8 protein-coding genes and 2 tRNA genes are annotated in these 11,919 nt (G+C 67.3%); 3 read left to right on the top strand and 7 right to left on the bottom strand.

Annotated features, from left to right (window positions below; all coding sequences use genetic code 11):
• Window positions 1–170: 170 nt before the first annotated feature.
• Window positions 171–247 (bottom strand) — tRNA-Arg (locus FPZ54_RS01695).
• Window positions 248–409: 162 nt separating this feature from the next.
• Between FPZ54_RS01695 and FPZ54_RS01690 the strand changes: the two genes are divergently transcribed.
• Window positions 410–823, top strand: coding sequence for a hypothetical protein (locus FPZ54_RS01690; RefSeq protein ID WP_186456873.1), 414 nt, complete (start codon window positions 410–412; stop codon window positions 821–823).
• A 9-nt stretch (window positions 824–832) separates the two neighbouring features.
• Here FPZ54_RS01690 and FPZ54_RS01685 read toward each other — a convergent pair whose 3' ends face one another.
• Both FPZ54_RS01685 and hemB read right to left on the bottom strand, forming a co-directional pair.
• Window positions 833–3,088, bottom strand: a complete 2,256-nt coding sequence (locus tag FPZ54_RS01685; protein ID WP_186456872.1) for a spermidine synthase — start codon at window positions 3,086–3,088, stop codon at window positions 833–835.
• A gap of 73 nt (window positions 3,089–3,161) precedes the next feature.
• The gene (gene hemB / locus FPZ54_RS01680) at window positions 3,162–4,151 is read right to left on the bottom strand and encodes a porphobilinogen synthase (RefSeq protein WP_145844506.1); all 990 of its coding nucleotides are present in this window, start codon (window positions 4,149–4,151) and stop codon (window positions 3,162–3,164) included.
• A gap of 65 nt (window positions 4,152–4,216) precedes the next feature.
• Between hemB and FPZ54_RS01675 the strand changes: the two genes are divergently transcribed.
• Window positions 4,217–5,629, top strand: a complete 1,413-nt coding sequence (locus FPZ54_RS01675) for an MFS transporter (RefSeq protein ID WP_145844504.1) — start codon at window positions 4,217–4,219, stop codon at window positions 5,627–5,629.
• A 121-nt stretch (window positions 5,630–5,750) separates the two neighbouring features.
• On the opposite strand, the gene FPZ54_RS01670 is transcribed toward FPZ54_RS01675, so the two are convergent.
• From FPZ54_RS01670 to FPZ54_RS01655, 4 genes are all read right to left on the bottom strand, one after another.
• Window positions 5,751–8,708: a valine--tRNA ligase gene (locus FPZ54_RS01670; protein WP_145844503.1), complete on the bottom strand. Its 2,958-nt coding sequence runs from the start codon at window positions 8,706–8,708 to the stop codon at window positions 5,751–5,753.
• A 64-nt stretch (window positions 8,709–8,772) separates the two neighbouring features.
• Window positions 8,773–9,294, bottom strand: coding sequence for a DUF2497 domain-containing protein (locus tag FPZ54_RS01665; RefSeq protein WP_186456871.1), 522 nt, complete (start codon window positions 9,292–9,294; stop codon window positions 8,773–8,775).
• Window positions 9,295–9,449: 155 nt separating this feature from the next.
• Entirely contained in the window at window positions 9,450–10,973 is a 1,524-nt protein-coding gene (locus tag FPZ54_RS01660) for a TolC family outer membrane protein (RefSeq protein WP_145844502.1), read from the bottom strand.
• A 14-nt stretch (window positions 10,974–10,987) separates the two neighbouring features.
• Window positions 10,988–11,650, bottom strand: coding sequence for a protein-L-isoaspartate O-methyltransferase family protein (locus FPZ54_RS01655; protein ID WP_145844501.1), 663 nt, complete (start codon window positions 11,648–11,650; stop codon window positions 10,988–10,990).
• A gap of 177 nt (window positions 11,651–11,827) precedes the next feature.
• Between FPZ54_RS01655 and FPZ54_RS01650 the strand changes: the two genes are divergently transcribed.
• Window positions 11,828–11,901: transfer RNA gene (locus FPZ54_RS01650), tRNA-Cys, on the top strand.
• Window positions 11,902–11,919: the final 18 nt, after the last annotated feature.

Here is an 11,919-nt window from a genome sequence, read left to right as displayed (position 1 = left end):
AGCTGTGCCTGCCGCGAAGAATACAAGCGATTCGCTTCATTACGCTCATGCAGCATTATTATCACTGCACTGCGTCATCGTCATGACGCGTTTTCAGACGCCGTCTGACAGCGCAGCCGAATTTCAAAACGACAAAGCCCCGCCAGGCTGTTGCCTGGCGGGGCTTTGAATGGCGCACCCGGAACGATTCGAACGTCCGACCCCCAGATTCGTAGTCTGGTGCTCTATCCAGCTGAGCTACGGGTGCGCAGTGGAGGGGCGCAGATAGAAGCGGTTTTCGCGAAACGCAAGCCCGTTGCGCAGAGTTTCTTCGCGGCATACACCCGCGCCGATGAGAACCCTCGCGCTCCTCGCCCTACCAATCGCGCTTTCCGCATGTAGCACGGCGGGCGATGGCTATCCCTCGCTGTTGCCACGTCCCATCGAGGCGCGTAGCGACGCCGAGCCGGTGCGGCCCGATCCGGTGGCGACGCCCGAGCCCGTGCTCGATGCGCGAATCAAGGCCCAGGTCGCGACGGCCCAGGAGATCGCGACTCGCTTCCGCGCGCTGGCGCTGGAAACCGAGTCGCGGATCGCGGTCGCGCGCGGCGTCGCGGTCGGCGACGAGCGCTGGATTGCGGCGCAGACCGCCCTTGCCGATCTCGACCGCACGCGAGGCGAAATGGTGCAGATCGTCACCGATCTCGAACTCACCGCATCGGCGCGCATTCAGGCCGGAGAACCCGCTTATCCCGCGCTCGACGCTGCGATCGCCACCCTCGCGCGCGAATCGGCGGCGCAGGCGGAGCGGATCGCTGCGCTGGAAAGCGCGCTGAACGACTGACAGCGCCCTTCAGGGCAGATCGTCGTTCAGGCTGCGCAGCACCGGCAGGATCGTCGCATAATCGTCGGTCCAGGGGGTGAAGCCCGGTCGCCCCTCCAGCCGCCGCCAGCCATCCGCGCGCGACGTCAGCTGCGCCAGCTTCTCGGGCGAGCGCGACAGCGCGATCCAGTCCGACGTCGCCGCCTCGTTCATTTCTTCGATCAGCGGCGGGTGATAGGTCAACTGCGCCGCCGCCCAGCCCCCCGCCTTCGCTGCGCGCTCGACCACCGGCTCGAGCGACAGGAAGCGGTTGGAGATATGGACCAGCAACAGGCCGTCATCGGCCAGCACCCGGCTGTACGTGTCGAACGCCTCCAGCGTCATCAGGTGCATCGGCACTGCGTCCGACGAAAAGGCGTCGAGCACCAGCAGGTCGAGGCTCTCCGGGGGCGCTTCGGCCAGCCGCAGCCGCGCATCGCCCAGCACAATCGAAGCATCGGGCAGGCATTGCTCAAGGAAGCGGAACGGCCCGCGCGCCAGTTCGACCACCGCCGGATCGATCTCGTAAAAGCGCCACGACTGGCCCGGCTGCGCGTAGCAGGCCAGCGTGCCGGTCCCGAGGCCGACCACGCCCACCCGCGCCCGCGCGCCGTAAAGCGGGGGCAGCGCCTGCATCGCCTGCCCCACCCCCGATCCGGGGACATAATAGGTCGTCGGCAGCTTCAGCCGCTCCGCGCTGCCGGTCAGTTGGACGCCGTGCAACGTCGTGCCGTGCGCCAGCCGCTTTTGATCGGCAAATTCGGTGATCGTATAGACGCCGAAATAGCTGCGCGTGCGGACATCGTCCTGCCAGCTCATCACCAGCGACCGGAACCCGCCGAACAGGAACAGCGACCCGGCCAGCACGATCATGAAGGGCAACCGCAACCCGATCGTCAAAATGCCGACGACCGCGATGGCGAGATAGAGGATACCCGCCCGCCGCGCGCCCAGCATGTCCGATCCGTCGGACAGGCCGAACCATACCAGCAACGCCACCGCCAGCGCCACCGCCAGCACGCCGATCCGCCGCGTCTGCGCACCGCCGCCCCACAGCCGCGCAAAGATCGGCAGCAGATATTCCTGCGGCACCAACAGGCCCGCAGCGAGGATCAGGATCGGATATTCATAGGTCCAGTCGAACACCAAAGGCGCAACCAGCCCCGCGAACACGCCGCCCAGCGCCCCGCCGACCGACATGGCAAGGTAAAATCCTGTCAGCCGGTCCGGCTCGGGCCGCAGATCGTACATATGCGTGTGCAGCGCCACCGCGACCATGAACAACAGCGTCAACGCCATCAGCGCGTTCAACTCGGGATTGGCGTTATGGCCCGCGATCATCAGCCCGCCGAACAACAGGATCGTGATCGGCGCGAACCGCGTGAGGATGACCGCGATCTTGCGGTTGCTCGCAAAGGCGATGGTGAAACTCAGCAGATACAGGCCGAGCGGGAGCACCCACAGCATCGGCACCGCGACGATATCGGTGGTCAGGAAGCTCGAGGTTGCGAGCATCAGGCCCGAGGGGACGAAGGCGAGCGCGATCCAGTGCGCCACCCGGCGCCCGGACGGCGCCGCGCTGGTCGCCCGGACATGCGGCTCGTCCGCGACCTTGCGCGGCAGCAACAGCGCGCAGCCTGCGATCGCGACGAACACCAGCGCATAGCCGCCGGTCCACAGCCAGCTTTGCGCGTGCAGCGCCATCCCCGGCTCGACCAGCAGCGGATAGGCGATCAGGCCCCCAAAGCTGCCGACATTGGACGCGGCATATAGGGCGTAGGGATCGCGCCCCCCCGATGCGGCGGCGAACCAGCGCTGGAGCAGCGGCGCCTGGGCCGAGATCGCGAAGAATAGCGGCCCGATCGACGCGGCGAGCAGCCAGGGGACCCACACCGCCGGTTCCGCATCGGCGGGCATCTCCATCGCCATCAGCCCGATCGGCAGCCACAGGGCCGCGAGTGCCAGCACCGCAAGATGGATCATCGCCTGACGCCGCACCGGCACGCGGCCCAGCCAATGGGCATAGGCATAGCCGCCGAGCAACAACGCCTGATAGATCAGCATCGCGCTGTTCCACACCGCCGGCGCACCGCCAAGGCGCGGCAGCGCCATCCGCGCGATCATCGGCTGAACCAGGAACAGCAGGAAACTGCCGAGCAGGATCGTCAGCACAAACAGCGGGCCGCTGGCGCGGCTCAACCATCCGGGAACGCCCGGCTGCGGTTCGGCGACTGCTTCGGCGCTCATCGCCTCCCCTTCCGGCTACGCGTTACTGGGGCGAGTGATGCGGTAGGCGATCATGCGGCGCAAGGGGCGATCTTCACGCACCCATCAGCCGCGCGGCATGGAGCGCATGATAGGTCAGCACGCCGCTGCATCCGGCGCGCTTGAACGCCATCAGCGTTTCCAGCACCAGCGCGTCGCGGTCGCCCGCGCCGGCCGCTGCCGCCGCCTCGATCATCGCATATTCGCCGCTCACCTGGTACGCGAACACCGGCACCTCGAACCGCTCCTTCACCCGGCGCACGATATCGAGATAGGGCAGGCCCGGCTTGACCATCACGCTGTCCGCGCCCTCATCGAGGTCGAGTGCCACTTCGCGCAGCGCCTCCTCGGCATTGGCCGGGTCCATCTGATAGGTCTTCTTGTCGCCCTTTAGCAGTCCGCGCGATCCCACCGCGTCGCGAAACGGGCCGTAGAAGGCGGAGGCATATTTGGCGGCATAGGCCATGATCTGGACGTTGACGAAGCCCTCGTCCTCCAGCGCCTCACGGATCAGGCCGACGCGCCCGTCCATCATGTCGCTCGGCGCGATCACGTCCGCCCCCGCGCGCGCCTGATTGAGCGCCTGCCCAACCAGAATCTCGGCAGTCTCGTCATTGAGCACATAGCCCGCCGCATCGACCAGCCCGTCATGGCCATGCGCGGTATAGGGGTCGAGCGCGACATCGGTCAGCACCCCGATCTCCGGCACCGCATCCTTGATCGCCCGGATCGCGCGGCACATCAGATTATCGGGGTTCAGCGCCTCTCCGCCATCCTCGGTGCGCAACTCCACCGGCGTATTGGGAAACAGCGCCAGGCACGGAATCCCCGCCGCAGCCGCATCCTTCGCCCGCGCCACGATGCCATCGACCGACCAGCGCGACACGCCGGGCAGGCTGGCAATCGGCTCCTCGACACCCTCCCCCTCGGTCACGAACAGCGGCCAGATCAGGTCCGCGGGGGTCAGCAGCGTCTCGGCATGAAGCCGGCGGCTCCAGGCCGAACTACGGGTGCGACGAAGGCGGAGCGCGGGATAGTGGGACATGGGCGGCTTCTGCGCTATGACGCGAACACGCGCAACGGTGTTGCGTGGCCGCAAGAAGGAACGCGATGGTCGGTCCCCACCGCCTGCCCTGTGATCAGCCTGTACCGGCGGCAACCGATCAGGCGACACGCGCGACCCGATGGGTGCTTCCCGCGACCGTGCTGGGTTCGTCGATGGGGTTCATCGACGGATCGGTGGTCAATGTCGCGCTTCCGGCGATCCAGTCGGATTTCGGCGCCGGGCTTGCCGCGGTGCAATGGGTCGTCACCGGCTATATGCTGACGCTCGGCGCGCTGATCCTGATCGGCGGGGCGATGAGCGACCGGCTCGGGCGGCGGCGCGTGTTCATCTGGGGGCTGGCGAGCTTCGCGCTCGCCTCGCTCGGCTGCGCCGTGGCGCCAAACGAGACACTGTTGATCGCAGCACGCCTGGTTCAGGGCGCCGCCGCCGCGCTGCTCACCCCCGCCAGCCTCGCAATTATCAGCGCCGCCTATACCGGTGAGGCGCGCGGCGCGGCGATCGGCACCTGGGCGGCGGCCGGCGCGGTTACCACCGCGCTCGGCCCGCCGCTCGGCGGCTGGCTGGTCGATGTCGCGGGTTGGCGTGCGATCTTCCTCATCAACCTGCCGATCGCCGCAATCGCGCTGTTGCTCGCGCGGGGCGTGCCCGCGGATCGCGGGCGAAGCGACGACGCCCCGATCGACTGGGCGGGCGCCGCGCTCGCCATCGCCGCGCTGGGGGCACTCAGCTACGGCCTGATCGCATTCGGCAATGGCGCGCACGCGACCGGCAGCATCGCGCTGCTCGGCGCGCTGCCGCTGATTGGCCTGCTGCTGTGGGTCGAACGGCGCGCCACCGCGCCGATGATGCCGCTAGGCCTGTTCACCAGCCGCACCTTCTCCGGTGCCAATCTGCTGACCGTGCTGCTCTATGCCGGGCTGTCGGCAGGGCTGTTCGTGCTGCCTTTCGCGCTGATCCGCGAACTGGGGTTCAGTGCGACGGCAGCGGGCGCCGGGTTCCTGCCCTTCTCGATCGTGATGGGCGCAGGGTCCACCCTGGCCGGAAAGCTCGGCCAGCGGATCGGCGCACGCACGATGCTGATCGCCGGACCTGCGGTAACCGCCGCCGGCTTCGCCCTGCTTGCATGGTCGAGCGGAATGACCAGCTATTGGACCGGCTATCTCCCCGGCCTCCTGATCGTCGCGATCGGCATGACGATCACGGTCGCGCCGCTCACCACCATCGTGTTCGACGCCGTGCCGGACGAAGCCGACGGCACCGCAAGCGGGATCAACAACGCCGCCGCACGCGTCGGCGGCCTGCTCGCCGTCGCCGCGCTCGGCATTGCCTTCGGCGCGGACGCGGAGAGCAATGTAGCGAGCGGCTACCGCCTCGTCATGCTCGCCGCCGCGGTGCTGGCAGCAACGAGCGCGCTCGTGGCCGCGCTCACGATTCCGTCGAAGCAGGTAAAGCCGTAGTCCGTGCAGCCCTGTTCCCCGGCGAAGGCCGGGGCCCAGCTGCCGAGCGTTCAGGACCGGGGTAACGCCAAGAACGCATCACGACCGGCGCCCCGACCTTCGCCGGGGACCCGGAAGACCGTCAGCCCAGCCGCCCCAGCGCCGCGCTCAGCCGCGCTGCCTCGGCCGCCTTCTCGGCATGATCCGCCCGCGCCTTCTCCACCGCCTCCGGCTTCGCCTTCTCGGCAAATGCCGGGTTGGACAGGCGCGCGTTCAGGCTATCCCGCTCCTTCTCCGCCGCCGCAATCGCCTTGGTCAGCCGCGCGCGTTCGGCGTCGAGGTCGATCACGCCTTCGAGCGGGAGGACATAGGTCGCTTCATCCACGACGATCTGCAGCGCGCCGCCCGCCGGCGCTTCACCCTCGGCGCGGTCGACGCGGGCCAAGCGGGCGAGCGCCGCATTCTGGCGCGTCAGCCGCTCGAGCGTCTCGCCATGCGCATCGCGCACATGCAGCGCCAGCCGCGCGCCCGGCGGCACGTTCAGCTCGGTCCGCGCGGCGCGCAGTTCGCTCACCAGCCGGATCAGCCAGTCGATCTCCTGCGCCGCCTCGGGATCGAGCGCACGCGCATCCGCCATCGGCCATTGCGCGGTGATGATCGGATAATCCGGCCGATCGCCCATCTTCGACCACAGCTCTTCGGTGATGAACGGCATGAACGGGTGGAGCATGACCAGGATCTGGTCGAGCACCCAGCCCGCGACCTTGCGGGTTTCGTCGGCCTCACTAAGCCCCTCCCCTTCAGGGGAGGGGTTGGGGTGGGGCCTATCCTCTGGGCGGTCGGTCTCGGTGAGACTGACAGGCCCCACCCCCAACCCCTCCCCTGAGCCGAAGGCCACCGAAGGTGAACGGGAGGGGCTTGAAGGTTGAAGGATCGGCTTGATCAGCTCGAGATACCAGTCGCAGAAGCGGCTCCAGGTGAACTGGTAGATGGTGTTGGCCGCGCCGTCGAAACGATGGTCGGCAAAGGCAAGGTCCATCGCCTGCACGGTCGAGACCGTTTCGGCGATGATCCACTTGTTGACGGCTAGGGTCGCTGCGGGCGGCTCGACATGCTCACTCGCGCGAATCCCGTTCGACTGGGCGAACCGCGCCGCATTCCACAGCTTGGTCGCGAAGTTGCGATACCCCTCGACCCGCTTCTCATCCATCTTCACGTCGCGGCCCTGGCTCTCCATCGCCGCCATGAAGAAGCGCAGCGCGTCCGCGCCATATTGGTCGATCAGGCCGAGCGGATCGACGACATTGCCCTTGGACTTGGACATCTTCGCGCCATCCGCGGCGCGGACAAGTCCGTGCAGATACAGGGTCTTGAACGGCACTTCCTTCATGAAGTGCAAACCCTGCATCATCATCCGCGCATCCCAGAAGAACAGGATGTCGAACCCGGAAATCAGCACATCATTGGGATAACGTCCGCCGAGCGTGGGATCGTCATTTTCCGGCCAACCGAGCGTCGCGAACGGCCACAGCGCTGACGAGAACCAAGTATCGAGGACGTCGGGATCTTGCCGGATTGAGGCAGTCACCTTGTTACCATCGATTTTGAGGCCAGCCTCATTTCCGATCACCACCGAAAAATCTTTGCCGGTCAGATCCCAGTTTTCACGATAGAATGCTTCCGCCCGTAAAACTGCGTCTTGCTCATCTTCAGCCACGAAAGTGGGCAATGGCGACGATGAATTACCAACCTGATCTGGCTGTAGCTTCGGAAACTCAGCTCCCCAAAGCGGATAACCAAACCACGCCGGAATCCGATGCCCCCACCATAGCTGGCGGCTGACGCACCAGGGCTGGATGTTTTCCATCCAGTTGAAATAGGTCTTTTCCCAGCTCTTCGGCACGACCTTGGTCGCGCCCGATCGCACCGCCTCGATCGCGGGCTTGGCTAAAGTCGCGGCGTCGACATACCATTGGTCGGTCAGCCACGGTTCGATCACCACGCCCGAACGGTCGCCGAACGGCGTCTGGATCTTGCGCGGCTCTGCGTCGTGTTCGTTGCCGTCCTTGTCGGTCCAGGGAACGAGGAAGCCCTCGTCCTTCAACCGCGCCACCACCTTCTCACGCACATCGAAGCGGTCGAGGCCGATCAGCTCGGCCGGGATCAGCCCGTCCGACGTCTGGCAGATCGCTGCCTTGGCATCCAACATGTTGAGCATGTCGCGCGCCTCGATCCCGGCGCGGCGGCCGACCTCGAAGTCGTTGAAATCATGCCCCGGCGTGATCTTGACCGCGCCCGAACCCAGCTCGGGATCGGCATGTTCGTCGGCGACGATCGAGATCAGGCGGCCGGTGATCGGCAGCCGCACCTGCTTGCCGACCAAAGCCGCATAACGCTCATCGGTCGGATGCACCGCCACCGCCATATCGGCGAGCATCGTCTCCGGCCGCGTCGTCGCGACATGGATGAAGCCGCTGCCATCGGCGAGCGGGTAGCGCAGGTGCCAGAACTTGCCCGCAACCTCGCGCGTCTCGACCTCAAGGTCGCTGATCGCGGTGCCAAGGCCCGGATCCCAGTTCACCAGCCGCTTGTCGCGGTAGAGCAGCCCCTGCTCGTGCAGCTCGACAAAGACCTTGAGCACGGCCTTCGAAAAGCCCTCGTCCATCGTGAAGCGTTCGTCGGACCAGTCCATCGAACAGCCCAAGCGCCGCAGCTGCCCAGTGATCGCGCCGCCGCTCTCGGCCTTCCACTCCCACACCTTCGCGACGAACTCCTCGCGGGTGAAATCGGTGCGCTTCTGCTGGCGTTCGTTCAGCTGGCGCTCGACCACCATCTGCGTCGCGATGCCGGCATGGTCCATGCCGACCACCCAGCGCGCGTCCATGCCCTTGAGCCGCGCGTGACGGACAAGGATGTCTTGCAGCGTATTGTCGAGCGCATGGCCGATATGCAGCGAACCCGTCACGTTGGGCGGCGGGTTGACGATCGTCCAGGGCTGCGCACCCGGCCGCTCGGGCCGGAACAGGCCATTGGCTTCCCAATACGCGTACCAGCGCTGCTCGATCTCGGCGGGGTCGAAGGTTTTCGGAAGTTCGCTCATGCCCTGCCCTCTAACGGGCGGGGCGGCTTAGGCAAGACCGAGTCCCGGCACTTGGCCCCGGCGCTTAGTCCCGCCCTGCCGCGATCCGCGAAATCTCGCGCTGGACCATGTCCTCGACCATGCGCGGCAGGTTCGCATCCAGCCATTCGCGCAGCATCGGGCGGATCATCTCGCGGACCATGCCTTCCAGCGTATCGCTGCCCTGCACCTCGGGTTTCACCACCATCCGCGACAGCGCCTCCAGCCGGCCGCGCGTCGCTTCGGCGGTGGTGGGGGACAGGATCTGGTCGGCACTTGGGGCTTGGGCCGGCTGCGGCGCGGGCGCAGCGACCGGTTCGGGCGCGACATCGCGCAGATCGACGCGGGGCGTCTCACGCGGCGCGCGGCGCGGTTCGGGCTGTGTCGCCTCGCTCGGCACGGGTTCGCGCAGCTCGAGGATTTCATCATCATCGGACGGAGCCGGCGCCGCCGCACGGGCCGGGCGGCGCGCACGGGTCGCGACGCCCGCATCGCCCTCTTCGGCGATGATGCGTTTGATGGACGACAGAATGTCCTCCATCGACGGCTCGTTGCTTACGTCCCCCATTCGTCATCCCTATCAGACCAAGACGGCATTAACCAGGAATCGGCGAGCCCGCCACCTGTGGGAATTACAATGGGTCTGTCAACAGTCAGCAGGGTTGGCGTTGGTCAGCTTCGCTGAAGCGGGCCGCTACCGTCTTACTGGAAACGACTCTCGCGTCAGCGCGGTTGCGGATCGACCGGCCCGGAAACATCGGGGTTCTGTGCGGGGGTGTTCACCGTCCGCGTCGCCTCTGCCTCCGGCGTCGGATCGTCGCGCCAGTCGGACAGACTGCCACGCACGCGGTCGTAATTGGCGACCGGGTCGTACAGCGGCCCGCCGTCCAGCCCCAGATCCTCGGCCTCGGCCCGGCCCATCGCCGCCAGCACGGCGAACCCGGCGACATAGGCGTCACGCTCGGCCGTGACCAGCTGCACCTGGCTGTTGAGCAGTTCCTGCTCGGCGTTCAGGATATCGAGGATGGTGCGGGTGCCGACGCTGTTCTCGGCGCGCACGCCCTCAAGGCTCAGCCGATTGGCCTCGACCGCGACGCGGCTGCTCTCGATCACCCGCAGCGCCGACTGATAGATGGCAAAGGCCGACCGCGTCTGCGCGATCACGTTGCGCTCGGCCGACGTGACCTGCTCAATCGCCGCCGATTCGCGCGCCTGTGCCTGGCGGACTTGCGCCGCCGGGCGGCCGCCCTGGAACAGCGGCAGGCTCAGGCTGATACCCGCCGAGGTGGCGAAGCCGTCATTCTGGAGACCCGCGGTGCGGCCCGGACCCGGGATCGACCCGAAGCGGTTATAATAATCGCCCCCGACTCCCACGCTCACCGTCGGCAGGCGCGCCGCGCGCGCGACGCGGACATCATAAGCGCTCGCCTCACGCGCCTTGCGCGTGCCTTCGAGCAGCGGATTTTCCTCCAGCGCCGCCGCGACGGCCTGATCGGGACTGGCGGGCAGGCCCACCAGCGGGGGCGGCGAGGCGAGTTCGCCGGGTGCCGTGCCCACCACGCGGATATAATTCTCCCGGCTCGCGATCAGCTGCGCCTCGGCGCCGCGCAACTGGCTCTGCGCCAGCGCCAGCCGCGCTTCGGACTGGGCGACGTCGGTGCGGGTCAGGTCGCCCACCTCGAACCGGTCGCGCGTCGCCTGAAGATTGACGTCGAGCGCGCGTACATTCTGCTGGTTCAGACGCACCGTCGCCTCGTCGCGCAGCACGTCGAGATAGGCCGAGACGACATCGGTGAAGAGCTGCGATTCGACGCTGCGAAGCCCGGCGCGGCCTGCTTCGACGCGGGTTTCGGCCGCACGCACCGAATTGCGCACCGCCCCGCCCGAGAAGACGGGAACGCTCAGATTGACGCCGACGCTCCCCTGACGCGGCGGCGAAACGCCGCTGTCATCGGTATCGTAGAGATTTTCATTATAGCTGCCGGTCGAGCTGACGCCCGGCAGTCCGCGCGACCGCGCGATCGGGACATTCTCGTCATCCGCGCGCAGATTGGCGCGCTCGGCGGTCAGGTCCGGGTTGGTGCGATACGCCTTGACCATCGCCTCGCGCAGCGTCTCCGTCGGCTGGGCGGCGGGCGCCAGTCCAGCAGGGGCAGGCGCCGGGGTAGCAGGCGGGGTCGTCTGCGCCAGCGCGGGCAGCGTCAGACCGGCTGCACTCACGCCGGCAAGGATCAGGCTCAATCGCATCAGTTTCTCTTTCTTCAGAACTGAAAGCCGCGCGGCATGTCGAAGCCGGGCAAAAGCGCGCATTCGACATCCGCGAAACTGGTAAGGCCAAAGCCGCCCTCGGTGCGCACGCCGGTGGCAAGCCGGGTGACGCCGCGGTCGATGACGCCGGTAACCACATGGCCGCCGATCCGCACCTGTTCCACCAGCGCCGCCGGCACCTGTTCGACCGCCCCGTCGATCAGCAGCACGTCATAGGGCGCGTTCGCCGCAGCACCGGCGACGAGCGGTCCCTCGACCGTCTCGGCAATGCCGTCCAGCGCCGACCGCGCCGTCGCGGCGAGCGCCGCATCCTCCTCGACCGCGGTCACCCTGGCACCCAGCTTCGCCGCGATCGCAGCGGAATAGCCGCCCGCCGCGCCGACGATCAGCACCGTGTCGCCCGGAGCGATCCTCGCTTCGGTCAGCAACAGGCCGGTGGCGAGCGGCGGGTTCTGCATCCGCCCATCGCCCAGCGGAAGCGATCGGTCACGATAGGCGAAGGGGCGCTGCGATTCGGGCAGGAAATCCTCACGCGCGACCTGCGCCATCGCGGCGATCACGCGCGCGTCGCTGACGCCGCTGGTGCGCAGCTGGCTCACCACCATCGCGGCGCGGGCGGCCTCATGGCCATGGGTTTCGGCGGTTGCGGTCATCATCACTCCAGCCCTGTTCGCACAACTGTTTTAGTCATGCAATACACTTGTTCGCTCGCGCGCTTGTATCTCGTGCAACGCGCCACGCCAAGCAAGGGCGGGACGCAAATTTCGCGTGAACGCCCGATATGGCGGTTGACATGGCGATGCACCCCGCGCACATCGCGCCCTCGCTGTCGAGGCCCGATGGCGGAGTGGTTACGCAGAGGACTGCAAATCCTTGCACGCCGGTTCGATTCCGGCTCGGGCCTCCAACTTCCGCAGCTCTGCAT

Origin of the sequence: Sphingomonas suaedae, assembly GCF_007833215.1 — a bacterium.
In the GTDB taxonomy this organism is placed as follows: Bacteria; Pseudomonadota; Alphaproteobacteria; order Sphingomonadales; family Sphingomonadaceae; genus Sphingomonas; species Sphingomonas suaedae.
Note: the sequence above shows the minus strand (reverse complement) of the source record. Positions and strands in the feature narration are given on the sequence as shown.